This window comes from Comamonas trifloxystrobinivorans (assembly GCF_043359985.1).
In the GTDB taxonomy this organism is placed as follows: domain Bacteria; phylum Pseudomonadota; class Gammaproteobacteria; order Burkholderiales; family Burkholderiaceae_C; genus Comamonas; species Comamonas trifloxystrobinivorans.
Genome location: NZ_JBHZGV010000017.1, coordinates 67,705 through 91,784 on the forward strand (window position 1 = coordinate 67,705; position 24,080 = coordinate 91,784).

The 24,080-nt window shown below is 64.2% G+C and carries 23 protein-coding genes; 7 read left to right on the forward strand and 16 right to left on the reverse strand.

Going from position 1 to position 24,080, the window contains the following annotated elements:
- Positions 1-52: 52 nt before the first annotated feature.
- Together ACFIQF_RS19815 and ACFIQF_RS19820 are read right to left on the reverse strand one after the other, a co-directional pair.
- The gene (locus ACFIQF_RS19815; protein WP_393945363.1) at positions 53-2,362 is read right to left on the reverse strand and encodes a TonB-dependent siderophore receptor; all 2,310 of its coding nucleotides are present in this window, start codon (positions 2,360-2,362) and stop codon (positions 53-55) included.
- Positions 2,363-2,470: 108 nt separating this feature from the next.
- Positions 2,471-3,388: a helix-turn-helix transcriptional regulator gene (locus ACFIQF_RS19820; RefSeq protein ID WP_393945364.1), complete on the reverse strand. Its 918-nt coding sequence runs from the start codon at positions 3,386-3,388 to the stop codon at positions 2,471-2,473.
- A 164-nt stretch (positions 3,389-3,552) separates the two neighbouring features.
- Between ACFIQF_RS19820 and ACFIQF_RS19825 the strand changes: the two genes are divergently transcribed.
- A complete protein-coding gene (locus tag ACFIQF_RS19825; protein WP_393945365.1) occupies positions 3,553-4,542 on the forward strand; it encodes an alpha/beta hydrolase in 990 nt (329 codons plus the stop codon).
- 11 nt (positions 4,543-4,553) lie between these two features.
- Positions 4,554-4,853 (forward strand): DUF2218 domain-containing protein, encoded by a 300-nt coding sequence (locus ACFIQF_RS19830; RefSeq protein ID WP_393945366.1) that lies wholly within the window; start codon positions 4,554-4,556, stop codon positions 4,851-4,853.
- On the opposite strand, the gene ACFIQF_RS19835 is transcribed toward ACFIQF_RS19830, so the two are convergent.
- Complete coding sequence (locus ACFIQF_RS19835) at positions 4,850-5,731, reverse strand: M48 family metallopeptidase (protein ID WP_393945367.1); 882 nt, start codon at positions 5,729-5,731, stop codon at positions 4,850-4,852. The two genes, ACFIQF_RS19830 and ACFIQF_RS19835, sit on opposite strands and share 4 nt — an antisense overlap.
- Before the next feature lie 116 nt (positions 5,732-5,847).
- On the opposite strand from ACFIQF_RS19835, the gene ACFIQF_RS19840 reads away from it, so the two are divergent.
- Complete coding sequence (locus ACFIQF_RS19840; protein WP_393945368.1) at positions 5,848-6,552, forward strand: phytanoyl-CoA dioxygenase family protein; 705 nt, start codon at positions 5,848-5,850, stop codon at positions 6,550-6,552.
- A 35-nt stretch (positions 6,553-6,587) separates the two neighbouring features.
- Here the strand turns inward: ACFIQF_RS19840 and ACFIQF_RS19845 are convergent, their stop codons facing one another.
- The 6 genes from ACFIQF_RS19845 to ACFIQF_RS19870 form a co-directional block, all read right to left on the reverse strand.
- Positions 6,588-7,559 carry a DMT family transporter gene (locus tag ACFIQF_RS19845; RefSeq protein ID WP_393945369.1) on the reverse strand — a complete coding sequence of 324 codons (972 nt, stop codon included), beginning with the start codon at positions 7,557-7,559 and terminating at the stop codon, positions 6,588-6,590.
- Between the two features lie 119 nt (positions 7,560-7,678).
- On the reverse strand, positions 7,679-8,389 hold the full coding sequence (locus tag ACFIQF_RS19850) for a helix-turn-helix domain-containing protein (protein ID WP_393945370.1): 711 nt from the start codon (positions 8,387-8,389) through the stop codon (positions 7,679-7,681).
- Positions 8,390-8,501: 112 nt separating this feature from the next.
- Positions 8,502-13,763 carry a beta strand repeat-containing protein gene (locus ACFIQF_RS19855; protein ID WP_393945371.1) on the reverse strand — a complete coding sequence of 1,754 codons (5,262 nt, stop codon included), beginning with the start codon at positions 13,761-13,763 and terminating at the stop codon, positions 8,502-8,504.
- A gap of 5 nt (positions 13,764-13,768) precedes the next feature.
- A complete protein-coding gene (locus ACFIQF_RS19860) occupies positions 13,769-14,308 on the reverse strand; it encodes a phage tail protein (protein ID WP_393945372.1) in 540 nt (179 codons plus the stop codon).
- Positions 14,309-14,312: 4 nt separating this feature from the next.
- Entirely contained in the window at positions 14,313-14,825 is a 513-nt protein-coding gene (locus tag ACFIQF_RS19865; RefSeq protein WP_393945373.1) for a phage tail protein, read from the reverse strand.
- Positions 14,825-15,349: a phage tail protein gene (locus tag ACFIQF_RS19870; protein WP_393945374.1), complete on the reverse strand. Its 525-nt coding sequence runs from the start codon at positions 15,347-15,349 to the stop codon at positions 14,825-14,827. The genes ACFIQF_RS19865 and ACFIQF_RS19870 overlap by 1 nt, the downstream gene beginning before the upstream one ends.
- A gap of 104 nt (positions 15,350-15,453) precedes the next feature.
- Between ACFIQF_RS19870 and ACFIQF_RS19875 the strand changes: the two genes are divergently transcribed.
- On the forward strand, positions 15,454-15,840 hold the full coding sequence (locus ACFIQF_RS19875; RefSeq protein ID WP_393945375.1) for a DUF6916 family protein: 387 nt from the start codon (positions 15,454-15,456) through the stop codon (positions 15,838-15,840).
- A gap of 16 nt (positions 15,841-15,856) precedes the next feature.
- Here ACFIQF_RS19875 and ACFIQF_RS19880 read toward each other — a convergent pair whose 3' ends face one another.
- Positions 15,857-16,360 carry a GNAT family N-acetyltransferase gene (locus ACFIQF_RS19880; protein WP_393945376.1) on the reverse strand — a complete coding sequence of 168 codons (504 nt, stop codon included), beginning with the start codon at positions 16,358-16,360 and terminating at the stop codon, positions 15,857-15,859.
- A complete protein-coding gene (locus tag ACFIQF_RS19885) occupies positions 16,350-16,694 on the reverse strand; it encodes a DUF6916 family protein (protein WP_393945377.1) in 345 nt (114 codons plus the stop codon). The genes ACFIQF_RS19880 and ACFIQF_RS19885 overlap by 11 nt, the downstream gene beginning before the upstream one ends.
- Positions 16,695-16,856: 162 nt before the next feature.
- On the opposite strand from ACFIQF_RS19885, the gene ACFIQF_RS19890 reads away from it, so the two are divergent.
- The 3 genes from ACFIQF_RS19890 to ACFIQF_RS19900 all read left to right on the forward strand — a co-directional run bounded on the left by ACFIQF_RS19890 (position 16,857) and on the right by ACFIQF_RS19900 (position 20,322).
- On the forward strand, positions 16,857-18,197 hold the full coding sequence (locus ACFIQF_RS19890; protein ID WP_393945378.1) for an AmpG family muropeptide MFS transporter: 1,341 nt from the start codon (positions 16,857-16,859) through the stop codon (positions 18,195-18,197).
- Positions 18,198-18,301: 104 nt separating this feature from the next.
- Positions 18,302-19,030, forward strand: a complete 729-nt coding sequence (locus ACFIQF_RS19895) for a response regulator (RefSeq protein WP_393945390.1) — start codon at positions 18,302-18,304, stop codon at positions 19,028-19,030.
- A gap of 41 nt (positions 19,031-19,071) precedes the next feature.
- Positions 19,072-20,322 carry a HAMP domain-containing sensor histidine kinase gene (locus ACFIQF_RS19900; protein WP_393945391.1) on the forward strand — a complete coding sequence of 417 codons (1,251 nt, stop codon included), beginning with the start codon at positions 19,072-19,074 and terminating at the stop codon, positions 20,320-20,322.
- Between the two features lie 14 nt (positions 20,323-20,336).
- Here the strand turns inward: ACFIQF_RS19900 and ACFIQF_RS19905 are convergent, their stop codons facing one another.
- From ACFIQF_RS19905 to ACFIQF_RS19925, 5 genes are all read right to left on the reverse strand, one after another.
- Positions 20,337-20,540: a DUF3079 domain-containing protein gene (locus tag ACFIQF_RS19905; RefSeq protein WP_393945379.1), complete on the reverse strand. Its 204-nt coding sequence runs from the start codon at positions 20,538-20,540 to the stop codon at positions 20,337-20,339.
- 105 nt (positions 20,541-20,645) lie between these two features.
- Positions 20,646-21,047, reverse strand: a complete 402-nt coding sequence (gene rbsD, locus ACFIQF_RS19910; protein ID WP_393945380.1) for a D-ribose pyranase — start codon at positions 21,045-21,047, stop codon at positions 20,646-20,648.
- Positions 21,044-22,000, reverse strand: coding sequence for a ribokinase (gene rbsK, locus ACFIQF_RS19915; RefSeq protein ID WP_393945381.1), 957 nt, complete (start codon positions 21,998-22,000; stop codon positions 21,044-21,046). Before rbsK ends, rbsD begins: the two co-directional genes overlap by 4 nt.
- Positions 21,997-23,049, reverse strand: coding sequence for a LacI family DNA-binding transcriptional regulator (locus ACFIQF_RS19920; protein ID WP_393945382.1), 1,053 nt, complete (start codon positions 23,047-23,049; stop codon positions 21,997-21,999). The genes rbsK and ACFIQF_RS19920 overlap by 4 nt, the downstream gene beginning before the upstream one ends.
- Positions 23,050-23,053: 4 nt before the next feature.
- Positions 23,054-23,992 (reverse strand): ABC transporter permease, encoded by a 939-nt coding sequence (locus ACFIQF_RS19925; protein WP_393945392.1) that lies wholly within the window; start codon positions 23,990-23,992, stop codon positions 23,054-23,056.
- Between the last annotated feature and the right edge of the window lie 88 nt (positions 23,993-24,080).

The window sequence follows — 24,080 nt, forward strand, 5'->3', positions numbered from 1 at the left end:
AACGCCCCGCGCTGCAGTGATGCAAGGCGGGGCGTTTGCTTTGGTTCTAGGCTTAGAACTTGGCCGTCAGCGAGGCGTAGAACGAGCGACCGGGCTCGTTGTAAGTGGCAGCGCCCGCGCCGTAGATGGTGCGCGGGTTGTTCACGCCCACGGCATTGCCCATGCGGTAGAGGCGTTTGTCGAACAGGTTCTTGATGCCAGCGGTAAAGCTCATGTCCTTGCTGATCTGGTAGCTGCCGCCCACGCCCACCAGCGCGTAAGGCGCGAGGCGGCGGGTTTCCTCGCCGGTCAGCGGCAGGCCCTGGTAATCGAGCTTGTTGGGCTTTTGACCGCCATACCAGGTAACGTTGCTGCGCAGTGCCAGCTTGCTGGTGGCCTGCCAGTCAATGCCCGAGTTCAGCGTGAACTTGGGGATGATCGACAACTGCTCGCCGGTGGTCTTGTTCTTGCTCTGCACCATGTAGGTGAGGTTGTTGCTCAGGCGCACCGCAGGCGTCAGCTTGATGTTGAACGTGCCCTCGATACCCGAGACTACGGCCTTGGGCACATTGGTCCAGGTAAAGACATCGGCATTCGCATACGCGCCCGTGCCGCCAGTGGCATTGCCAATGGGCGTCAGGCCGGCGTCGATCTTGTTGCGGTAGTCGTTGTGGAACAGGGTCACACCGGCCAGCAATTTGTCGTCAGCGTATTCCAGGCCCAGCTCTTTGTTGATGCTGGTCTCGGCCTTCAGCTCGGCGTTGCCCTGCAGGTAGCAGGCGCCGCCGGCGCCGTAGCAACCGATGCCGCGGCTGTACAGCAGGTAGTTGGGGTTGAGCTGGTACAGATTGGGCGCTTTGTAGGCGCGGGCCACGCCGGCCTTCACCGTCCAGCGCTCGCTCAGATAGTGCGACAGGTTCAGCGACGGGCTCCAGTTGGTGCCCACCAGGCTGTGGTGGTCAAAGCGTACGCCCGGCGTCAGCAAGGTTTGCGGTGTCAGCTCGATGTTGTCCTCGACAAAGAGCGAGGCAATGCGCGACGAGATCTTGCCGCTGCGGCCCGTGTTGTCGATGCCGGCCACGCTGCCGGCCTCGGTCGTGGTTTGCGAGACGGAGTTATTGTCGTCGAGCTTTTGCTCCACCCACTCGGCGCCCACGGTCAGCATGTGGTTAAGCGAGCCCCATTGGCCCCGCGCGCTGGCTTCGCCATGCAGAGTGAGGATATCAAGCTTGCTGGTGCCAAAGCTGTCGCTGGCGAACAAGCCTTCGGTGCCGCCGGCCAGGCCTTCGTTCATGCGCGTATTGCGCGTGCTTTCGTACTGCACATAGGCGGTGGAGCTGCCAAAGTCGTACTGACCTTTGTGCGTGAGCGCATAGCTCGAGCGGTACATGCGGTTGGTCTCGGTGCCCAGAGCATCGAGCACGCGCTGCGAGGTGGCCACCAGGTTGCCATTGGCATCGGTGGTGAAGTTGTTGGTGTTTTGCGTATCGCCTGCGTAGATATTGCCTTGGCGCGCAAACGATGCATCGAAGTCGATGGTGTGGCCAGCGGCCGGCTTCAGGCTCAGCTTGCCTTCCAGGTTGCGGTCGCGCACGCCTTCGCGTCCGGCCGGGAAAGTGCCGGCGTAAATGCCAGTGCGGGTGGAGGCGTGGCCTTTATTGATGTCCCAGGCGTCCGCTTCGGTCTTGTCGACATTGCCGCTCAGGCGAAAGCCCAGTTGCTCGGAGATCGGGCCGGCCAGCGAGAAGCTGGTGCGGCTTGCATCGCCATCGCGCGAATCCTCGGCCTTGTTGTAGTAGACGGTGGCCGAGCCGCTGAGCTTGTCCGGAATGCCCTTGGTGATGATGTTGACCACGCCGCCCGCTGCGCCATTGCCGTAGCGCGCTGCCGCCGGGCCACGCAGCACTTCGACTTTCTCGACCGATTCTTGCGGCACCCAGTTCATGTCGCCACGGGTATCGCGCTCGCCGCGCCAGCCATAACGCACCGAGCTGCGGCTATTTACCGGCTTGCCGTCGACCAGGATCAAGGTGTTCTCCGGCCCCATGCCGCGCAGGTCGATCTGGCGGTTATTGCCGCGCTGGCCGCTGGAGGAGTTGCTGGTCAGGTTCACGCCCGGCTGCTGGCGCAGCACATCGGCCAGATCGTTGCTCGGCTGGGCATCCAGGTCCTCGCGCGTCACGGTCGATACGCCGGGCGCCTGCTTCCAGGCGCTCTCGGCCGTGCCCACCACTTTCACGGTCTCCAGCGTTACCGCTGCCTCTTCCTTCGCCTGCTGTTCTGCCACGGTCTGCGCCTGTGCCAGTGCCTGCATGCCCAACAGCGCCACTGCCGCCGCAACGGCCTGCAAGCGCCACAACTGTTCCCCTGCCTGAGTCGACATAGTGCCTCTTTAAAAACAAATGATTTGCATTACCACTACTAGAATTTTTTCACCAACTGCGCCGCCCGGGGTTTGCGCGGGCAACAAAGATGTTTGCGAAAAGTGCCGTTAGACGCGGCCCCGCGCCAGCTTGGGCGCCAGGCCGAAGCGGCGCCGGTAGGCCGTGGCAAAGTTGGCGGCGCTGGTATAGCCCGCCAACAGTGCGGCCTGGCCCACGGTGAGGCCATCGCGCTCCAGCGCCTGGCGCGCGCGCTGCAAGCGCAGCTCGCGCAATTGCTCGAACACCGTCGTGCCATACACGGCGCGAAACTGGCGCTGCAAGGTATTGGCGTTGATGCCGGCATGGCGCGCAATCGCGTCCAGCGACAGATCGTCGGCCTGGCCCGAGGCCAAAAACGCCTGCAGCTCGCGCAAGCGCTGGTGCTCCCGGGGCAGCAAAGCGGTATTGCTGGCCACAGGCTCGGTCTGGCACAAACTGGCCAGTGCCTCGCCCACCAAGTCCAGCGCATGGCTTTCCAGGTACATGTGCTGCAGCAGCGGGGCCAGTGGCGGCGGGTGCACCATTTGCTCGGCAATCGCCGCCGCTCGCGGCGACAGCTGCCAGCAACGCGTAGCCAGATGGTGCTGGATAAAGCCCTCCAGCTCCGTGCCGCCAGCCTGTGCCCCGCCGCCCGCCTGCGCCAGCCAGCCCGGTGCCAGGCCCAGACTGATGCGGCGCGAATACACGCCCGCACGGGCGCGGCGCACAAATTGCTCAGGCTCGGCCACCGACACCAAGGCCGCCCTGGCACCGGCGCCGGCATGCGACAAAGCCACCCGCGTGAGGCCGTAGGAGACATCCACCTGCCCCTCCAGCAGCACCACCAGGCGGAGCCCGGCTGCTATCTCGGCCTGCGCCGTCAAATCACCGCAATCGCAGCCGTCTTCGCAGTGCAGGCTGAGGCCGGGGCGCAGCTCCCGCCGCCCGGACCGGTGCGCACGCAGCTGTGCATCGGCAGCTGGCTGAGCAAGGTCTGTGGAGTGCATGGCGGTCAAAAACAAAGGCGAAGACGGCAGACCCTGCGCCGGCAAACATCTTTGTTGCTACGGCAAACATGGGTAGTGAATGGATGTGCGATGCTAGCAATGCGACATAATTAATGCAAATCATTCTCAATAAAACCAGCCCGTCTGCACAGTTTTACCGCCCCATGTCTGATCTTGCTCAGTCTCTTGCAGCGCAACCCGCTCCTGCTCCCACCCGGCGCAGCCTGCTGGCCTGCTGCGCCGCTTTGGCGCTGCCCGGCTGCAGCGCGCTGCCTGCACAGCCCACGCTGGAGGCGGCGCCACCCGTCGCCCTGCCCGGCACCCGGCAGATCGATCTCGCCGCCGGCCCAGACGGCCCGCTGCACCGCATCATGCTCGCCGTGCCGCCCGGGCCGCCACCGGCGGGCGGCTACCCGGTGCTGTATGTGTTGGACGGCAATCTGCTGTTCGCCACCGCTGCCCAACTGGTGCGCAACCGCTTTGCGCGCGGCCCGAGCGTGCCCGCCCAAGGCCCGGTGGTTGTGGGCCTGGGCTATGCCGGCGAGCAGGTGCTGGACCTGGAAGCCCGCAGCCGCGACTACACACCGCCCGCCCCCGGCCCGCAGACCGACGAGCGTGGCCGCCCGGAAGGCGGCGCCGACGCTTTTCTCGATTTTGTCGAGTGCACGGTGCGCCCCTTGGTGGCCCGCCATCTGCCGCTCAACGCCAGCCAGCAAACCCTGTTTGGCCATTCCTATGGCGGGCTGTGCGTGCTGCATGCGCTGTTCACGCGGCCCGGCGGCTTTCAAAACTATGTGGCGGCCAGCCCCTCGCTGTGGTGGCGCGACGGTTTTGTGCTGCAAGAGATGGCGCAGTTTCTGGCCACCCGCAGCGCTGCTGGCTCAGCGGCGGCCGCTCAGCTGACGCATGTGCTGGTGACCCAAGGCGAGCGCGAAGCCCTCGTCCCTGCCGCTGTATCTGCCGACCCGGCCCGCGCCGCCATTGCGCGCGAGCGGCGCAGCAACGACCGGATCGACGCACTGCTCAGCGGCCTACGCGGCGCGCCAGGCGTGGATTTGCGCTTTGTGCGCTTCCCCGATGCCGACCACGGCAGCGCCATGCTGCCCGCTCTCCAACAAGCGATTGCCCTGTCCTTGCAACACAGCCAGACCTGAACCCTCCAGCCATGCCACAGACCCTCGGCCTTGTCGCCACGCCCGAAGCCAGCCGCTACCTGCAGCGCCTGTGCTACCACTTCAGCCGCAAAATCACCGTGCAGTACGACACCCACCAGGGCCAAGCCCAGTTCCCTTGGGGAACTTGCGCCATGCGCGCCGACGACAGCCATCTGCACTTTGATTGCGCGGCCGACAGCGAAGAAGGCCTGGCCCGCGTATGCCACGCCATCAGCGAACACGTCAAACTGTTCTCGCGCAAAAACCCGATGCAAGTGCAGTGGTCAGCCTGCGCTGAAACCCAGGCTTAGCGCTTGCGCGCCTGCTCGTACAAGCGCTCCACCTTGGGCACATTGGCCTGCAGGTTGGCGATGCGGTTGGGGCCCGTAGGGTGGGTAGAGAGAAAGCCGATGCCGCCGCTGCCATTGGCCTCGCCCATCTTCTGCCACAGCGTCACGGCGGCTTGCGGGTTGTAGCCGGCGCGGGCGGCCAGCTCCAGGCCTACCAGGTCGGCGTCGGTCTCGTCTGAGCGGCTGAACTTGAGTGTGAGCAGCTTGCCGCCCAGATTGGCGGCGGCCGTACCCATATCGCCCAGGCCAAAAATCGCCGCGCCCAGACGGATGCCCAGGCTGGTGGCCTGCGTCTTGGCCAGTTGCTCGCGCGAATGCTCGCGCAGCGCATGCGCCATCTCATGGCCCATGACCATGGCGATCTCGTCGTCGCTCAGTTGGAGCTTGTCGATCAGCCCGGTATAGAAAACGATCTTGCCGCCCGGCATGCAAAAGGCGTTGATCTGCTGGCTGCCGATCAGGTTCACCTCCCACTTCCAGCCCTTGGCGCGCTCATTCCACACCAGGGCCTGCGGAATCAGGCGCTGCGCAATCGCCTGCAAGCGCTGCAGCTGCGCATTGCCCGGCTGGGCCAGCGCGCCCTGTTGTTTGGCCTGCGCCAGCAACTCGGCATATTGCTGCTCGGCTGCTTGCTCCAGCGTCTCGGCTGGCACCAGGTTGCGCATGGTCGAGGACTTGCCCACATCCACCTGCGCCAAAACCGGCGCACTGGCCGCCAAGGCGCCACTGGCAATCAAGGTCTGCAAAAAGCCGCGGCGCGAGCCATGCGCGCCAGCGCAGCCGCAACCCGTGGACAAGGCAGAGTGCATCAAAGACAAATCGGCGTCAGGCTGGTGCATGGCAGGCTGGGAAAAATGACGGAACCGCTGTATTGTGCAGCCTGACTGGGCGGCCTGGATCAGTACAGTGGTTTTGCACTGCGCAGCCGCCGCCAGGCCACTGCTCAGGAGATGCAATGAACTACACGCCCGCCGAACGCGCGCAGTGGCAGCAAGACGGTTACGCTCTGCTGCGCCAGGCCATTCCCGGCGACTGGCTCGACGGGCTGCGCGCAGCCTTTGATGCCCAGGTGGTGCCCAGCCATGGCTGGCCCGTGCCACGCGAGGCGAGCTGGCGCTTTTCCATGCTCGATCTTGAACCGCAGGTGCAAGCCGTCTGCCGCTTGCCCGCCTTGCTGGCCGTGGTGGGCGAGCTGATTGGCGAGCGCTTTTTTCTCTCGCAAGTGGAAGGCCGCGAGCCCCTGCCCGGCTGCGGCCACCAGCGCCTGCACCGCGACATGGCCTTGCGCCGGCCCGGCGACACCGTGCATGTGATGGCTTTTTTCGACGACTACAGCCCCGCCAACGGCGCCACCCGCATCGTGCCCGGCACCCACCGGCCTGCGGCGGGCGAGCCCGCCTTCAACCTGGACGACGAATCGCACACCGTGCTGCTGGCCGGCTCTGCTGGCGACCTGCTGGTGTTCGACTCCGACCTGGTGCACGCCGCCAGCCTGAACCACAGCGGCGCCCGGCGCCGATCGCTGCTGTTTTGTTTCTTCGCCCAATCGCTTTATCCAGACCACCAGCAAACCGCCCGGTTGCGCAATGTGCGCATGGCAGCGAGCCCGGTTTATGAGTGCTCTGGCTTGGAGGTGGCGGCAGACGCAACCAGCGCGTGAACGGCGGGCGAAACCGGGGGCCTAGCGCTGTGCTCTCAGGCCCGGGCCGCCCGCACCTCTGCCTGCACCACCACCCACAAACCCAGCAGCACAGCAGCCAAGCCGGCCCAGGCCACCCAAGGCTGGTGCTCGCCCACCACCCACACGGCCAGCACAAAGGCGGCCACCGGTTCGATCAAACTCAAAGCCACGCCAGTTGGCCCCGAGATATGGCGTAGGCCGATCGAGAACAGCATGTGCGCAATGCCTGACACCACGGCGCCCAGGTAGATCACCACCAGAAAGGCGGACAGCGTCCACTGCGGCACGCCGGCTTGCAGCAAAGCCACTGGAGCAGCCAAGATCGCCGCGCCGGTGAACACATAGAAGTTCACCACTTTGGGCGCCATGTGGCTGACCAAACGCTTGTTGATCAGCGCATAACCCGCATACGACAAGCCGGCTAACAGGCACAGCACCAGGCCGGGCCAGGACACATCCGCCGCCGTACCCTTACCCAACACCATGGCCACGCCGCCGCCCACGCTGACCAAGGTGCCCAGCCACCACAGCGCGGACAAAGGCGCGCGCAACACCACAGCCTGCAGCAAGCCGGCCCAGATGGGGCTGCTGCCAATGGCCACCGCCGTGCCAATGCCAACGCCGGCCAGCTTGAGGCCTTCGTAAAAAAACACGCTGTAGCCGCCAATACCCAGCGACGCCCAGAAAAACCACGACCAGCGCAGCCCAGCGCGGCGCGGGCTCAGCTCCAGCGAGCCCGGCTTGCGGCGCAGCGCCAGCCACAAGGCCAGGCCCAAAAAAACACTGGCCGCCGCCAGCTGCGCCGCGCCCACCCAAAAGGGCGACAGCCCGGCCGCGCCTAAATGCTGCGCCGTGCCGCTGGTGCCCCACAGCACACCGGCCAGCGACACCAGGGCCACACCCTGGGCCGACGACGATGGCTGGCGCGAGCCCGAGCTCGAGTCTGCGGCCGACAGCGAAGAAGCAGGAGAAACAGATTGGTTCATGCCGCTATGGTGCGCCGGCTGGCAGCGGGCAAATGTCGAGAAACGCTTGCTCTGCAATCTCGCGCCAACGCAGCAAACCGGCTCGCTGGCAGATGCAGTTTGCTATCAATTTTGATAGCTCAAGCGCCGCCAGCCGCCTGGGCCCGCAGGCTGCGGCTGCCCACGCCGCGGTCGCGCCGCAATGCGTAAGCCAATGCGCTGGCGCTGCTGTAACCGCAGCGCAGCGCCGTAGTCTCCAGCAGCTCGCCAGCGGCCAAGGCGCGGCTGGCTGCGTCCAGGCGCAGATCGCGCAGCCACTGCTGCGGCGTGCTGCCGGTCAGCTCTTGCCAGCGCACATGGAAGCGTTGCGCGCTCAAATGCGCCAAACCCGCCAAGCGGGCGGTAGGCCAATCGGCTGCCAAATCAGCTTGCACGGTTTGCGTGATGGCCTGCACATCGAGCGCCCGCCGCTGCAGCAACACGGGAGACTGCAGCACCCAGGCTAAATAGGCGTTGGCCAGCGAGCCATGCGCCGCGTGCGTTTGCAGCCAGTCTGCAGGCGGTGCCACAAAGCGGCGCAATTGCGCCAAGCCAGCTTGCTCCGGCACATCGACCACCGCAATCGCGCTGCCGTGCTGAGCCAGGTAGGCATGCGTGGCGCCGGCCGGAATCACCACGCCGCTGGCGGTATCCACATACGCGGCCTTGCCGTCCACGTCCAACTCCATGCGCCCGGCCAGCGCGTACAGCAGCTGCACATGGCCATGGCTGTGCGCCTGCTGCTCGCCGCTGTAGTGGCGGACCGAGTAGTCAGGGGCAGACAAAAGCGGGCGGTGCGGAGCGGCCGACATAGGTGCAGTGCGATGGCAAACGCCGCCAGTGTAGAGCAGGATTGAAAAAGGCCGCCCGGTGGGGCGGCCTCTGACTTGGCGCTCAAGCGCGTGCTGTGGTTTGCGGCGCCAGTCAGCGTTGGCGGCCACGCTGGCGCTGCAGACCCAGCCCGGCAGCCAGCGCCAGCAGCAGACTCAGGCTCGCTGCCGCCCAGGCGCCCAGCCCTGGCACCGGTGTGGCCGCAGGCGTTACCACGGGCGCTTTGTTGATGGCCACGCCACCGGGGTCGAGGATGACCGAGTTGGCCAGCAGATCGCTGTCACCGGTGCCGCCATCGGTCACGCTGAAGGTGACGGTATTGCCCGACACCACGGCACCTGGCAGTCGGTACCAATGCGCTGTAGGGTTGTCGCTGGTCTTGCCGTATTTCCAATACTCGGCATTGCTCGGGAAGCTGATCGGGTAAGTCAGCTGGATGGTCACTGCCGTGCCCTTGGGCCCGTTGATGGCGGTAAAGCCAAACAGACCGGCCGGGAACTCCAGATTCGCTGGCGGCTGCTCGCTCACCTGCGGGTAAAAGCCCGTCACTTCCCAGCCGCTGGCGTTTTGCGGGCCGAACACCCAACCATCGCCGCCCACAATGCTGGCGCTGACGGCACCTGCAGCAATGCTGCCCGCCACGGTGCTGGCCGTGCCGGCCGGCAACACCACTTGCACGCTGGCGTCCTTCTCGGCTGCGGCGTAAGTGCTGTCGCCCGCCTGGCTGGCCGTCACCGTGCAAGTGCCTGCGGTGTAGAACTTCAGCGTTGCGCCGCTCACCTCGCAAACCTGGGTGGTTTTGCTGGTGAAACTGTTCACGGCCAGGCCGCTGGCATCGGTGGTGGCGCTCAGGGCCACATCGGGCGCAATCAGCACCATCGGGCCGGCAGGCAAGCTGAAGCTGATGGTCTGCGGCGCCTTGCCAACGCTGACGGTCACCGTGTTGCTGCTGGTGGCTTCGTCATAGCCATCAGAGGCCGCGTTCTTGGCGTTGATGGTGCAAGCACCCACGGCAATGCCTTTGACAGCGCCAGTCTGGGTGTCGAGCGTGCAAGCGTTGCTACCGCTCACGAGAGCGAAGCGGTACGCGATCGTGCCACTGCCACCGCTGGCGCTTACCTGGGCGCTGCCGTTGAGCGCAATGCTGCTGTGGTCCACGCTCACCGTGATGGGCGCTTGCGGCTTGTTGGCCACGTTGATGGTGACGCTGTTGCTGGTGGCTGCGTCAAAACCCGTCGATGCCGGATTGCTGGCCTGCAGCGTGCAAGCCCCCACGGCCGTAGCCGTGACCACGCCGGTTTGCGCATCCACCGAGCAGAAGCTGGCGCCCGCAGTGACGGCAAAGCTGAAGCTCTTGGTGCCGCTGCCGCCTGTCGCAGTCAGCTTGGCGGTGTCTTTGGGCGCGATCGAGGTTTTGTCGGCCGTCAGCGTGATCGCATCCTGCTTCTTGTTGGCCACCGTGATGCTCACGCTGTTGGTGCTGGTGGCGGCGTCAAAACCCAGCGAAGCCGCCTTGCTGGCGTTGACCACGCAGCTTCCCACTGCCAGCGGCGTGACCACACCCGAGCTGGTATCGAGCGCGCAGAAAGCCTGGCCGGACAGCAAAGCATAGGCAAAGGCCGATGTACCGCTGCCGCCCGATGCCGTGACCTTGGCGGTCTCCGCGCCCGGCTGGATGGTGCTGCGGTCTACGCTGACGCTGATGGGCGCTTGCGGGTTGTTCGCCACATTGATGGTCACCGGCAGCGAATCGAGGTTCAAATAGTTGGCGCCGCCATCCATGGTGGCTTGCACAACACAGTTCACGCCACCGGTGCCCGACGGCGCCAAGGCCGTGACCAGATTGCCGCTGAGTGTGCAGACCGAAGGCGCACCGGAAACCAGGGTGTAGCTGATGGCGCCTTGCGAATCGCCACCGCTGGCGCTCAAGGTCGTGGTCGCGCCCGGAGCAATGCTGGCGGCCGAAGGCGTCACCACCAAAGCGGTGGTTTGCGGAGCCTTGTTGATGGTGACCGAGACCGGGTTGCTGCTGGTAGCCGCATAGTTGGCGTCGGCCACTTGCGAGGCTTGCACAACGCACGAGCCCGCCGCCGTTGCCTGGATCTGGTTGGTATTGACGATCGCGCACGTACCAGAGACCACAGCGTAGCTAACCGGTACCGGGCTCACCTGCTGGGAGACACTCAGCGTGACGGGCGCATCGCCAAAGGTCAACGCGGTGGGGACGTTCAGCACCAGCGCGCCGGGCGTGGCTTGCGTCACCGTGATCTGTGCAGACAGCGAGGCGTCACTGAAGTTGGTGTTGCCGGTCTGTGTGATCTGGATCGTGCACGCGCCGGTGGCCTTGCCGATGACCGTATTCGCAGCTGACGTGCTCATCTCGCAATACGCGGCTGTGCTTGGGTCCACCGCATACGACGTTGTGGAGCCGGGCAGCGTATTGCTCACCGCGAGTGCAACCGATCCACCAACGGCAATGCTTGCCGGTTGCGGCGTGACGCTCAGCCCCGCCTGCGCTGCTTTCACCGTGCTGATGGTGACGGGCGTGGAAGGCTGCGCCAGATAGTTGGCGTCTGCCGCTTTGGTAGCAATCACTTTGCAACTACCGCCCGCTTGCAAGGCTCTGACCGTGATGGTGTTACTGGTCGGCGCTTGCAGTTGGCAATAGGTGGCTGCGGTGGCGTCCGTGCTGTCAAACGCAAAGCTGTAGGCACCGCCACCCGAGCCACCGCTGGCGGTCAGTGTGGTCGTACCCTGGTAGGCGATTTGCGCACTGCTGGAAGTGACGGAAACCGGTGCTTGTGCGCCCGCCTGGTTGGTCAGCGAGAAGCTGACGCTTTGCCCCGCAGCAGTGGCGGTGACCACATACGAGCCAGCAAAACCGTTGGCCGCAACGCCGCTCAGCGTAGCAATGCCGCTGGCGTTGGTGGTGGCGGTAGCAGTTGTCGCGAGGTTGATAGATGCCTGGGTTGAGACGGGCGAGGTGAATGTCACCAGCACGTTGGCCTGCGGTGCATTGAGGTTGTTGGTGACCCGTACGCTCAAATCGGCGAACGCTGAAAGGATAGGAACGCTTTGGTTGTTGCCGCTGCCCACGGCCATGTTCAGCAGCACGTCGTCGGTGTCGAGACGCAGCAGCAGGCCGTTGGGTGTGACGGCTGCGCTGTTCACCGCATTTTCGTTGCCGTTGTAGAACGCGGTTGCGCGTGCAGTTGTCACGCCACCCGCTGACATCGAGATGGTGCGCTCCGGGTGGCCTGTAGTTCCCGCGACGTTGGAATAATCCAGCGCGTAGAACGCTTCGTCAGAGCTGGAGCCGAGGTAGCCCGAGTACGTGACTGCGCCGGTGGCGCTTGCATACTTGACGAGGTATCCGTCTTGCCCGCCCGCCGGGTTTTGCAGCAGGCCCTCAGCCAGTGTCGGCGTTTGCGGTGTGCCGCTCGCTGATCGGTTGAAGAGAGCCACATACCCATCGGTCATCCCGGCAACAGCCTCCGCGCTGTCATAACCGGTGGCACCCAAGGTCTTGGCAAATGAGACGTTGGTTCCGTCGGCAGTGAGGCGCAGCACAAATCCGTCCATGCCGCCTGCAGTGTTGGCTTGGGTGTTGGCAATCTGTGCACCTTGATCGTTCGCTGGAAACTTGGCGGCGCTGGTCTCTCCGGCAATCAGTGCCGAGCCATCCGCGAGCAGCGTCACGCCGAAAGCGCGATCAGCGTTGAAGGGCTTGGTGGCGTCATAGTCGTTGACGCCAGTGAGCAGAGTGAAATACTCCAATGCGCCGCCGTTTGCCGAAATGCGCGCTGCAAAGCCGTCTGCAGCGTCTTCGCTATTGGTTCCCGGAGCGGCTTGGCGGGCATTGGGCGTCTTGCGAAATCCCGGAATGCCGGTTGGCAGACCCCCGCTAGTGGAGTTCGTCTCGCCAACGATCACGGCGGCATTGGTGGCCGGGTCCACGGCAATGCCATAGCCAATATTGGTATCGCCATCGCCCGGAATCACGCCCACGTAGTCGAGCTTGGTTCCGTCGGCAGCTACGCGCGCCACAAAAGCGTTACTGCCCTGGCTGGTACGCGCATAGTTGATGGATGAGCCAATCGCCGGGAACGCGCTTGTGCAGGCGGTGGGTGTCGTGCAGACGGCTTGGGTGAAGCCGGTCACATAGACCCGGTTGCTCGCGTCCAGGGCAATGCCCGTGGCCTTGTCATCTGCCGTACCGCCAATAAAGCCTGACCAGGCGACGGCGCTGGCACTGCTCAGCTTGGCGACAAATGCGTCGTCACCGGTGTGCGCGCTATTGAAATTGCCGGTCGGGGACTTGGTGCCAAGTCCTGTGAAATCGCTGGAGTCCGAGCCGCCAGCCAAATAGATGTTGCCCGCATCATCGAGCGCAATGCCGCGGCAACTGTCATCGCCACTACCGCCAAGGTAGGTGATGGAGCTGGCCGCTCCGGCGTCGTCGAATTTGGCGATGAATGCATCATTGCCGCCCTTGTACGTGCCGGAGGCGGCCATCAGATCCGGTGAGCGGGTGGTGCCGCATACCCAGGTGTTCTGCTGGGCATCGCGAGCCACGGCATTCACGATGTCGCTGGCGTTGCCGCCCATGAGCCCGGAAAAGCCAGTCCACGCCGGGTCGATCACCAGCGGCAATTGCGGGTCGTAGGTGCCCAGATTAAAGCCCACCAGCCACGTATTGGCGTCCACCTGTTGCAGGCGATAGGACGAGCTCACCGTCACGCGCTGCGGGCCTTGCTGTTGATAGACGAAGGGCGCGGCATCTCGCAGCGTTACGCCGTTCAGTGTCCACTCGAGCGCACCATCGCTGGCAATGCGCGCGGACTGTGCCCCGGAGATGCGCAACTGCACCTTGGCTGCTTGCGCGCCACCGGCCACCTCAAACTGGTACTTCAGACCTTGGGCATCGCTCTTGAACACGGCATCGATGCCAGGCCAGACATTGCGGTAGGCCAGTTCACCAAAGCCTTTGAGGTGGGTGCGCCACTCGCTTTTGGGGCCGACCAGCCAGTGGTAAGCCGTGGCCGACGGGTACAGCGCTTGCGGCGCTACCTGGTTGCCGCCCTCAAAGCCGTAACTCAGGCCGTTGTGAAGGCCGATGGCTTTGGACTGCGTGGCACCGCCAGGTACCGGCTGCGCCATGTGTACGCCGCTCGCGTCGAAGCTGATGCTGTGGCCGCCGGCATTCACGCGATAAGCCGGCTTGCTGGCCGATGATTGCGTCAGCTCGATAAAGCGCGCCCCGCGATCAGAAAACTCGCGCTGCACCACGGTACTGTTCTGCGCGTGCACGTGCGACGCGGCAAGAAGCAAGGCAGCTATTGCGAACGTCGACATGTGCATCATGGTGTACTCGGTACTTTGATCTGAGGAAACACGCCGTTGAGACAAATGGAGAAATTCATGGCCAGGTAAGGCGGCATGTTTTCATGGGCCTGGGTGTTGCCCGCGATGCCAATGGCTTGAGAATTCATGGCGACCGACTGACCTGGCGCGCTGGCATAGGGCCGCGTTGGCGCACTGCCCAAAATCACACTACCGGACGCGGTGGCAGATGCCGCATTACCCTGATTGCCAGCAGTGAGCAGATGGGTGTGTGCAGGCATTTGGGTGGACTGCAGTGTGACTTGGGTGACGCCACCGCTTTCTCCATGACTGCGCGAGCTCAAGCCAGGCCCTTGGCCAAAGTGCATCGGAAAATTTCCACTCAGGTTGGGAAGCGCGAAGTTACTCGTACCATTGCCACCATAGGTGGTGCCGATAATTGAAAACAAAGCGGTGTTCTGCTGAATGGGAAGGAGTGACCCCACGCAGCTCGCCCATTGGTACGGGGGGAACGTGAATCCGAAAATCCGGATTTCGCCAGTGAATGCATCTGCCATGTTCTCAATTCCTCGAAGGGAAAATGCCTGAAGTTGCAATGCAGAAATTCAGCACCGACAAAGGCGGTCTGTTCTCATGCGGTAAGTTGCCGCCGGTGGTGGACAAAGCAGATGAGGCTAAAACCGTGTCGGCGCTGGGTGCGTAGTGTCCGCGTGCTGCAGCAGGAAAAGCGTTCGCGCCTGTCGTTCGATCTCCGGGAGCATTGCTCGCATTGATCGGGGTGTGCACGTGTTGGGGAAGATTGGGCGTGATCAAGGTAACGAACTCCTGTCCTCCCACCTGGCCGTTTGTAAAGTTTGAGCCATACAGCGACTGCCCAGTTCCCAAGGGCGTGCGTCCCCGAAGATCGGGAAGCGCGAAATTGGTAGTTCCGTTGCCGCCGTAGTCGGTGCCAAGCAGTGCGTACAGTGCCTGATTTTGTGAAATGGACAGTAGCTGCCCATTGCAGGCGGCCCAATTCTTTGGCGGAAAGGCAAAGCCAAAGACGCGAATTTCGCCCAGGAAATAATCAGCCATTAGCCTTGACTCGGGTAGATGCCGAAGACGGCGATGATGAAATTCACGCACAAAAAGGGCGGCATGTTCTCGTGAGGCTGATTACCTCCGGCAGAAGAGACCGCTTGCGAGTTGAGCGTGGTCGTGCCATTGGGCGTTGTGCTGGCAAACACCTTGTGGTCGCGGTGGCCGGCAAAAAAAGCATTGCCCGGTGAGGCCACAAACCCGGTTCCAGAGCTTGCCTGCAAGCTGTGTGTATGTCCGGGCATCTGATTGATCAGCACCGTGACCTCCTCAACACCGAGTTTCTGGCCTATCACGTAAGTTTGACCGCCAGGCAATGTGCCCTGATGAACGGGGATTCGCCCGCGCAGATCGGGTACCCCAAAAGTGGTCTGTCCGTCTCCGCCATAGGTGGTGCCCAGCAGGTTGTACAGGGCGTCATATTCGGAAATGCTCAGGAGCTGGCCATTGCAATACTCCCAGCCTTCTATGAGCCTTGAGCCAGCGAACATTCTGATTTCACCAAGGTACGGCGTGGCCATGATCGGGGGTGACTAAAAGTTCACATTGGTTGATAATGTCGCTGAGTTTACACACAGTAGCTGATTTTCTGCAACAAATTACATCTGCGGGAGCCCTGATGCACATGCCTGACCGACGTGGATTTTTAAAAGCGGCAGGGTCTTTGTCAGCGGCCGGCGTCGCTCCTGCCACCACGGCCGCAGCCTGGGCCAGCAGCCCGGCAACCTCGCAGCCGGAGTTGCGTCGCAGCCATTTGCAGGCCTTGCTGGGAGAGCGCTTCTCGGTCAGTGCCGCAGGGCAAAGCCCGGTTTCTGTCCAATTGCTGGCCGTTGACAGCCTGGGCCCGGGCACGGACCAAGAACGCTCCTTCCGCGCCGTGTTCGAATCGGCAGGCGGCTTCAGCCAAAACACCTGCCAGCTCTCTCACCCTGCCCTGGGAGAGCACCTGGTGTTTTTGAGCCCCAACGATGCCCAAGGGCGCCGGCTGGAAGCGGTGTTTCACCGCGGCTGAGCCGAGCAACAAGCTCTCAACGGCTCACCGGGCGCAGCATGCGCTGGTAGGGACCGTCCGTTTCGTGGGCCACAAAACCATGGCGCTCATACAAGCGCTTGGCCGGGTTGTCGGGCTCCACATGCAGGCGGACCGGGCGCTGGCTGGCGTCAGCCAAACCGGTCAGCCAGCGCAGCAAAGTGGTGCCATGGCCTTGCCCGCGCTCGCTGGACAGCAAGGACACCTCCATCAAGATCAGCAGCTCAGGCGCATCACTGATATAGATGCGGCCGATCGGTACATCCCCCCGCTCAATCACATAAAAACGCGCATGCGGATAGTGGGCCCGGTAGTGGCGGTCCTGCAAACCGAACTGCGAATCACAGAACGCGTCCTGCACCGCCTGCGGCCAGCCGGTGGGTGCCAGCTCTTGCCGGCGCACGTCGCGGTAAACGCTGCGCAAAAAGGGATAGTCGGCCTCTCGCACGCTGCGCAAAACCAGGCCATCGACCTGCAAGCTGGCTGGCAACTCAACGGGCATGGCTGAAGGCGGCCTGGTAGACAAAACCATCGGCCTGCCGGGCAACGGGCGTGATCATGACGGCAAAATCGCCCTGCTCCGCATGCCGCACCCGGTAGGTCTGCTGCGGCAACAAAGGCTCTGCCGGGCCTGACAGATCAAGGCTGAACTGTTGCATGCTCGCAGTGCTCGCCCCCTCATGGCAGGCCTCCACTTGCAGCAGCGCCACATGGGTTTGCCCCTGCGCATCACCCCAGAAAAACTGCAGCGTCTGCCCCACCATGGCGCGGGCCAGATCGTAGTTCAGCGAGCGCGACCACAGGGCATCGTCTATCCAGTGGGTGGCAGATGTCATCCAGTTACCTTTTAAGCTTTGCGTGATTGTAAGAGCCTCCCCGGGGGCTCGCAGATCCGCACACACGGGCCAGCGCTGCCGCCAGCGTTTTCGGCAGTATATTGACGCACTGCTGAACCACTTTCCTAGGCCGGTCTGATCCGCTCTCCGGCACGCTCCTGCATGGCTGACACACCCTCCCCCGCCCGCCGCTCCTGGGCCGAGACCTTTCGGGTCTATACCGAACCGGCCAGCCTGCGCATGCTGGCGCTGGGTTTTTCGGCCGGGTTGCCGCTGCTGCTGGTGCTGGGCACTTTGTCTTTCTGGCTGCGCAAGGCGGGCATTGACCGCACCACCATCGGCTACCTGAGCTGGGTGGGCCTGGCCTACGCTTTCAAATGGGTGTGGTCGCCGCTGGTCGACCGGCTGCCGCTGCCGCTGCTCAACCGCTGGCTGGGGCGCAGGCGCAGCTGGCTGCTGCTCGCGCAGTGCCTGGTGATAGGCGGTTTGCTGGGCATGGCCTGGTCTGATCCGCAGGCCAACCTGAACCATATCGTCTGGTGCGCGCTGGCGGTGGCCTTTGGCTCGGCCACGCAAGACATTGCGCTCGATGCCTACCGCATCGAGTCCGCCGCCGCCGACAAACAGGCCGCGCTGGCCGCCACTTACCAGACCGGTTACCGCATCGCCATGATCTGGGCCGGCGCCGGCGTGCTGTGGCTGGTGGCTTTCAGCCTGAAAGCCGATGCGGGCGACTACCAGCGCAGCGCCTGGGGCTTTGCCTACACGGTGATGGCGACCTCGATGCTGGTGGGCGTGGTCACCGTGCTGCTCTCGCCCGAGCCAGCGGCCAAGGTGCTGGCCCCGGCGCGCAATGCGCAAGAGTGGCTGCGCGAGGCGCTGGTGGCACCGTTTGCCGATTTCATCAAGCGCTATGGCTGGCACGCCATTCTGATTCTGGGGCTGATCGCCATTTACCGCATCTCCGACGTGGTGATGGGCATCATGGCCAACCCTTTCTATGTGGACATGGGCTACACCGAGGCCGAGGTGGCCAGCGTCAGCAAGGTGTTTGGCGTGATCATGACCTTGGTGGGCGCCTTTATCGGCGGCGTGATCTCCATGCGCATCGGCGTGATGCGGGTGCTGATGCTGGGCGCCATACTGTCGGCCGCCAGCAACCTGCTGTTTGCCTGGCTCAGCACGCGTGGGCATGATCTGGCCGGGCTGATCGCCGTGGTCTCGGCCGACAACTTGGCCGGCGGCATTGCCTCGGCCGCCTTCATCGCCTACCTGTCGAGCCTCACCAACGTGAACTACTCGGCCACGCAGTACGCGCTGTTCAGCTCGATGATGATGCTCTTGCCCAAATGGATTGCCGGTTTCTCCGGCGCCTATGTGGACAGCTTTGGCTACGCCCAGTTCTTCACCTCCACCGCCTTGCTCGGCCTGCCGGTGCTGGTACTGGTGTGGCTGGCCTCGCGCGTGCATGCGGTGCACAGCGCGCCAGCGGCCCAGGGCTGAGCCGGTTTACCAAACTTTACGGAAGGGACAAGCCCAGGCCACTCCGGCATGCGAGCATGCGCGGGTAGTACTCTGCGGTTCCCGCCGCCCACTCTATGACTGCGATGCATACCCACCACCTGTTGATGATCGAAGATGACGAGCGCTTGGCCAATATGGTGAGCGAGTATCTGAGCCAGTCGGGCCTGCAGGTCACGCACATGGCCGACGGCAACAGCGGCTTGCAGGCGCTGCAAGAGCCGGCCAGTGGCCAGGCCGCCGATCTGGTGATTCTCGATCTGATGCTGCCCGATATCGACGGCCTCGAAGTCTGCCGCCGCATCCGCACGCTCAGCGGCCCGGCCGCCCAGGTGCCGATCCTGATGCTGACCGCCAAGGGCGACCCGATGGACCGCGTGATCGGCCTCGAAGTCGGCGCCGACGATTACCTGCCCAAGCCTTTTGAACCGCGCGAGCTGCTGGCCCGCATCCGCGCCATCTTGCGCCGCCGTGGCGATGGTGGCAGCACCAGCCTGCAGCCCAGCCAGGTGCTGCGTTTTGGCAGCCTGGAGATCGACCGCGACGCCCGCACGGTCACCGTCGGCGGTCGCCTGGCCGACTTGACCAGCTACCAGTTCGACCTGCTCGTCACCCTGGCCGAGCGCGCCGGCCGCGTGCTCAGCCGCGACCAGATCATGGAAGCCGTGCGCGGCCGCGAGCTCGAAGCCTTTGACCGCTCCATCGACGTGCACATGGGCCGCATCCGCGCCGCCATCGAAGCCGATCCGAAAAACCCGCGCCGCATTCTGACCGTGCGCGGCGTCGGCTACGTCTTCGCCAAGCAACAGGATTGATGCCCCAACCGACTCCAGGCACAGGCCATCGCTTTTCCACCATGCAGCTGTACAAGTACTTTGCCGAGCGGCTTTACCTGCGCATCTGGCTCACCGTGGTCGGCGGGGTGGCTGTGCTCATTCTGGTGATCGGCTGGGCCTGGCAGGTAGCGGCCGAGAAGAACGCCACGCCGCTGCAACCGCCCACGCGCGAAATCAGCATCCGCAACGCCGACGGCACGCCGCTGCTGCAAGGCCTGGCCGTGCGCCAGCCCAGCGAGCCCGGCGACAAAGTGGTTTACCAGCTGGAGGACGAATCGGGCCGCATCTACGAGATGGAGCTCTCGCGCCGCTCGGATCGGGGCGAGCGTGGTGGCCCGCACCGGCCTCCGCCCAACCTGGGGCCGTGGTGGTTCTGGGTCAAGCCGCCGTTCGGCTTTTTCTGGATGCTGGGGCTCATTGGCATTGTGGTGATCGTGGGCGTGTTCCCGATCATTCGCCGCCTGATGGGCCGGCTGGAGCGCCTGCGCCAAGGCGTCAAGCAGTTTGGCGACGGTGATTTGTCGGTGCGCGTCGACGTGCGCGGCAACGACGAAGTGGGCGAACTGGCCCAGCAGTTCAACGCGGCGGCGGCGCGCATCGAGACGCTGGTGCAATCGCACAAATCGCTGTTGGCCAATTCGTCGCACGAGCTGCGCAGCCCGCTCACCCGTATCCGCATGGGCGTGGAGCTGATGGGCGACAAGCCTTCGCCCAGCTTCAAGCAAGAGATCCAGCGCAATATCGCCGAGCTGGACCAGCTGGTCGATGAGATCTTGCTGGCCAGCCGCCTCGACTCACGCGTGGCCGATGTCGGCACCACCGAGCTGATCGACCTGATAGGCCTGTGCGCCGAGGAATGCGCCCGCATCGACGCCGAGCTGGAGGTGCAGGCCGAAGGCGAGATGGAGGTACGCGGCATCGCCAAGCTGGTGCGCCGCGCCATCCGCAACCTGCTGGAAAACGCCCGCCGCTACAGCCCCGGCCCGATCACCTTGTTTTTGGTGCAACACAACGGCTACGCCGAAGTGCGCGTGGCCGACCGCGGCCCCGGCGTGCCGCTGGACCAGCGCGACCGCATTTTTGAACCGTTCTACCGCATGCCCGGCGCGAGCGAGCGCAACGGCGGCGTAGGCCTGGGCCTGGCCCTGGTGCGCTCCATCGCCGAGCGCCACGACGGCACCGTACACTGCGAAGCCCGCGAAGGCGGCGGCGCGGTGTTTGTGCTGCAAATGCCGTTGGCATCAGCCCAAGTGCCGCTGCACAAAGACTAAGAACGTTTATTTTTTCAAGCCTGCGCCGCTGCTTCCGCCAGCGGCGCAGCACCGTCTGGCAAAGCGCTGCCGTACCAATCCGGGCCAAATAATTCCGCAGGGTGCGGCGTGCGCTCTGAACCATTGCCACAAGCCATATCGCGTGCCGGGCAGTATTGCTCGCAACCCCAGCAAATGCGTTCAGGGTGCGCCGGTTGAAGAGGAAATTTGCGGGCCATGTTTGCTCTCAAATAGAGAGCATCATGCGACCGTGTTACTTGTCTTGTTTTGCTTTACAGCAAAGGGCTGAAGCAGTCGCGCGCGGACAGGTCCGGCGCCGTTTTTTAAAACACCACGCCCGACACCAGCGCTACGTTGGCATACGGCGTGAACTCACCCGTACGCACCACCGCCACCGCTTGGCGCGTCAATGTCTTGAACTCGTTGTGCGACAACACCTGCGGCGCTGCTGGCAACAGCGGCACTTGTTGCGCGTACCAGCTGGGCGTTGCGCCGCTGGCAGACAGGCTCTCGCGCGCCACCACGGCGCGCTCTACCTGCAGCTCGCTCAGCACGGCTTTCAACACCTGCTCGACCGTAGGCACGCCCTGGCACAAAGCCAGGTCGATACGGCGCACGCCGGGCGGCACGGGCAGGCCGGCATCGCCGATCACCAGCACGTCGCCATGGCCCATGCTGGCGATGACTTGGGACAGCTCGATGTGGAGCAGAGGGTTGCGTTTCATAACGGGCTCCAGCGGGTCGGCTGCGTGGTGCTGCCGACTTCTGCAGAAAAAGGAATCGATGGTTGCGCGCCAGCGCGGGTGACGCAGATGCTCGCAGCGCGCATGGCCCACTGGGTGGCCTCGTCCAGTGCGGTGCCGGATGCGAGTTGCACCGTCAGCGCGCCCAAGAACGTGTCGCCCGCCGCCGTGGTATCTACCGCTTGTACGCGCACGGCCTCATGCCAGTGCGTAGTGCCTTGTGCGTTGCAAGTAACCGCACCATTGGCGCCCAGCGTAACCACCACTTGCGCCACGCCCAGCGCCTGTAATTGGCGTGCGGCTTGCGCGGCAGTTTGCGGCTCGTCTACGGGCAGGCCGCTGTACTGCGTGGCTTCGCTTTCGTTCACCACCAGCAGATCGACCATCGGCCACCAGTGCGCCGGCAAAGGCTGCATGGGCGAAGGGTTGAGCACCGTTTTGCAGCCCACGCGGCGTGCCACGCGCAGCGCTTGTTCTACCTCGGCCAGCGGCGTTTCCAGCTGCAGCACCACATATGCGGCATCGCGCAGCAAGCGCTCCAGCAACGCCTCGGGCACGTGCAGCAAATCGTTGGCGCCGGGCACCACCACGATCTGGTTTTGCGCCGCATCGTCCACGCTGATGACGGCCACGCCCGTACCCACCAAGCTGCTGCGCTGCACATGCTGAACGTCGATATGGTCGGTCAGCAAACCAGCCAGCAACTGCTCGGCATAAGCGTCTTCGCCCACGCAAGACAGCAGCGTCACCGCCGCGCCCTGGCGCGCACAGCTGACGGCCTGGTTGCCGCCTTTGCCGCCTGCCACTTGCGTGAGCGACTGGCCCAGCATGGTCTCGCCCGCACGCGGCATGTGTGGCACGCGCAGCACCAGATCCATGTTCAGACTGCCCAGCACCACCATGCGCGGTGCCTGGCTCAGAATGGGTGCATTCACACCACACCTCCACTCAAAGTTTGCATCGACGGCCGGGCCGCCGGCTTGCTGCTGGCGCGGGTGACCAGCGCTGGCACCAGCAATTGCGTTGCCGAGGTGGCGGGCCGCGTTTTGTCAGCCTGCATGCCTTGCAGCAACCAGGCCAGCGCCTGCTGCGCCATGGCCTTGACCGGCTGCGCCACCGTGCTCAGCGGCGGCTGCGTGTAGCTGGCCAGTTCGATATCGTCGTAACCCACCACGGCTACATCTTGTGGCACGCGCAGACCGAATTCATGCACGGCGCGCAAAGCGCCCATGGCCATCAAATCATTGCAGGCCAGCACAGCGGTAGGCCGCGCTGCCGGCGCTGCAGCCAGCAAGGTGCGCATGGCCAGGTAGCCGCCGTTGACGCTGAAATCGCCGTACACCAGCAGATCCGGGCACATGCCCACCTGGCGCATGGCCTGCTGCCAGCCTTGCACGCGCTGCTCGCTGGAATGCAGTTGCTCGGGCCCGCCAATGCAGGCAATGCGCTGGTGGCCCAGCGCCAGCAAGTGGTTGGTGGCGAGCATGCCGCCTTGCACGTGGTCGGTCTGCACGCAGGGGCGCTCCAACCCGGCGATGGCGCGATCGATCAGCACCATCGGGATGCTTGTCTGTGCCAGCAGTTGCGACATCTGCGCGTCGTCGCTGGTCGAGGCTACGACCAGGCCGTCCACGCGCTTTTGCGCCAGCACGTCGAGGTAGACCTTTTGGCGCTCTACATCGTCGTCGGTATTGCACAGCAAGAGCGCATAACCGGCGTCAAAGCAGGCGTCTTCCACCGCCCGCACCAGCTCGGCAAAGTAGGGGTTGGAGTTGTTGGGTACCAGCATGCCGATGGTGTGCGTGGCGTTCATTTTCAGGCTGCGTGCCACTGCGCTGGGTACATAGCCCAGGGTGCGCACGGCCGCCATCACCCGCGCCTGCGTGCCGGGGTTCACTGCCCGGGTTTTGTTGAGCACGTGCGAGACGGTGGTGACCGACACGCCGGCCAGGCGCGCCACGTCTTTGATACTGGTCATCGCCATGGCTTCAACCTCGGCGCGCAGCGCGGCGCTGGCGCACGGTGTCAATGATCACGGCCACCACGATCACCGCGCCGGTGATGATGCGCTTGGCCGGTTCGCTGGCGCCGACCTGGGCCAAACCAGCTTCAAGCACGGCAATGATGAGCACGCCAAAGAAAGTGGCAATCACCGAGCCGCGGCCGCCCATCAGGCTGGTGCCGCCAATCACCACGGCGGCAATCACTTGCAGCTCCATGCCGGTACCGGCATTGGGGTCAGCCGCTTCCAGGCGAGCCGATTGCATGAGGCCGGCCAAACCGGCGAGCAAGCCGGTCAGCGCAAAGACGGTGATGCGGATCGGGCGCGGATCGATACCAGCCAGGCGCATGGCTTCTTCGTTGGTGCCGATGCCGATGATGTAGCGGCCGAACACGGTGCGCGTGAGCACGATCTGGCCGATGATGACAATCGCCACCGCAATCAAAAATGCGGCCGATACGCCGTCCACAATGGGCGCGGCCAAGCCCGAGATCGCATCGCCCACATACTGGGTGCGCGAGTCGGTCACCAGATAGGCGCCGCCGCGCAAGGCTTCCAGCATGCCCAGCGAGACGATAAAGCTGGGCAAGCGCCAGGCCACCGATACCGCGCCCGTGACAGCGCCACACAGCAAGCCGGTCAGCAGGCCCAGCAAGCCGGCCGCCCAGGGGTTCAAACCCCAGACCAGAATGGCCTGCGCCGCCACGGCGGCCGAGAGCGCCAGCACCGAGCCTACCGACAGATCAATGCCGGCGAGGATGAGCACGAAGGTCATGCCCACAGCCATGACCGCCAGCGCCGGGATCTCGTTGGCGATGGTGACAAAGGTCTCTTTGCTCCAGAAATACTCGCTCAGAAAACTGAACAGCGCCACCATGCCGATCAGCACCACCAGCAGGCCTACATAGGTGCCCCAGGCTTGCATGAAGCCCGCGGGCGCGGCGGCGCCAGCGGGCCGTGGCTGGACATGGGTTGGGGTTGTCATGGCTTCTCTTCCTCTCGCCTGCTCTCTC

What these genes read in the sequence shown, in the direction of transcription:
- ACFIQF_RS19815 (WP_393945363.1), bottom strand. Translation starts at nt 2,362, where the DNA reads ATGTCGACTCAGGCAGGGGAACAGTTGTGGCGCTTGCAGGCCGTTGCG.
- ACFIQF_RS19820 (WP_393945364.1), bottom strand. Translation starts at nt 3,388, where the DNA reads ATGCACTCCACAGACCTTGCTCAGCCAGCTGCCGATGCACAGCTGCGT.
- ACFIQF_RS19825 (WP_393945365.1), top strand. Translation starts at nt 3,553, where the DNA reads ATGTCTGATCTTGCTCAGTCTCTTGCAGCGCAACCCGCTCCTGCTCCC.
- ACFIQF_RS19830 (WP_393945366.1), top strand. Translation starts at nt 4,554, where the DNA reads ATGCCACAGACCCTCGGCCTTGTCGCCACGCCCGAAGCCAGCCGCTAC.
- ACFIQF_RS19835 (WP_393945367.1), bottom strand. Translation starts at nt 5,731, where the DNA reads ATGCACCAGCCTGACGCCGATTTGTCTTTGATGCACTCTGCCTTGTCC.
- ACFIQF_RS19840 (WP_393945368.1), top strand. Translation starts at nt 5,848, where the DNA reads ATGAACTACACGCCCGCCGAACGCGCGCAGTGGCAGCAAGACGGTTAC.
- ACFIQF_RS19845 (WP_393945369.1), bottom strand. Translation starts at nt 7,559, where the DNA reads ATGAACCAATCTGTTTCTCCTGCTTCTTCGCTGTCGGCCGCAGACTCG.
- ACFIQF_RS19850 (WP_393945370.1), bottom strand. Translation starts at nt 8,389, where the DNA reads ATGTCGGCCGCTCCGCACCGCCCGCTTTTGTCTGCCCCTGACTACTCG.
- ACFIQF_RS19855 (WP_393945371.1), bottom strand. Translation starts at nt 13,763, where the DNA reads ATGTCGACGTTCGCAATAGCTGCCTTGCTTCTTGCCGCGTCGCACGTG.
- ACFIQF_RS19860 (WP_393945372.1), bottom strand. Translation starts at nt 14,308, where the DNA reads ATGGCAGATGCATTCACTGGCGAAATCCGGATTTTCGGATTCACGTTC.
- ACFIQF_RS19865 (WP_393945373.1), bottom strand. Translation starts at nt 14,825, where the DNA reads ATGGCTGATTATTTCCTGGGCGAAATTCGCGTCTTTGGCTTTGCCTTT.
- ACFIQF_RS19870 (WP_393945374.1), bottom strand. Translation starts at nt 15,349, where the DNA reads ATGGCCACGCCGTACCTTGGTGAAATCAGAATGTTCGCTGGCTCAAGG.
- ACFIQF_RS19875 (WP_393945375.1), top strand. Translation starts at nt 15,454, where the DNA reads ATGCCTGACCGACGTGGATTTTTAAAAGCGGCAGGGTCTTTGTCAGCG.
- ACFIQF_RS19880 (WP_393945376.1), bottom strand. Translation starts at nt 16,360, where the DNA reads ATGCCCGTTGAGTTGCCAGCCAGCTTGCAGGTCGATGGCCTGGTTTTG.
- ACFIQF_RS19885 (WP_393945377.1), bottom strand. Translation starts at nt 16,694, where the DNA reads ATGACATCTGCCACCCACTGGATAGACGATGCCCTGTGGTCGCGCTCG.
- ACFIQF_RS19890 (WP_393945378.1), top strand. Translation starts at nt 16,857, where the DNA reads ATGGCTGACACACCCTCCCCCGCCCGCCGCTCCTGGGCCGAGACCTTT.
- ACFIQF_RS19895 (WP_393945390.1), top strand. Translation starts at nt 18,302, where the DNA reads ATGCATACCCACCACCTGTTGATGATCGAAGATGACGAGCGCTTGGCC.
- ACFIQF_RS19900 (WP_393945391.1), top strand. Translation starts at nt 19,072, where the DNA reads ATGCAGCTGTACAAGTACTTTGCCGAGCGGCTTTACCTGCGCATCTGG.
- ACFIQF_RS19905 (WP_393945379.1), bottom strand. Translation starts at nt 20,540, where the DNA reads ATGGCCCGCAAATTTCCTCTTCAACCGGCGCACCCTGAACGCATTTGC.
- rbsD (WP_393945380.1), bottom strand. Translation starts at nt 21,047, where the DNA reads ATGAAACGCAACCCTCTGCTCCACATCGAGCTGTCCCAAGTCATCGCC.
- ACFIQF_RS19920 (WP_393945382.1), bottom strand. Translation starts at nt 23,049, where the DNA reads ATGGCGATGACCAGTATCAAAGACGTGGCGCGCCTGGCCGGCGTGTCG.
- ACFIQF_RS19925 (WP_393945392.1), bottom strand. Translation starts at nt 23,992, where the DNA reads ATGCAAGCCTGGGGCACCTATGTAGGCCTGCTGGTGGTGCTGATCGGC.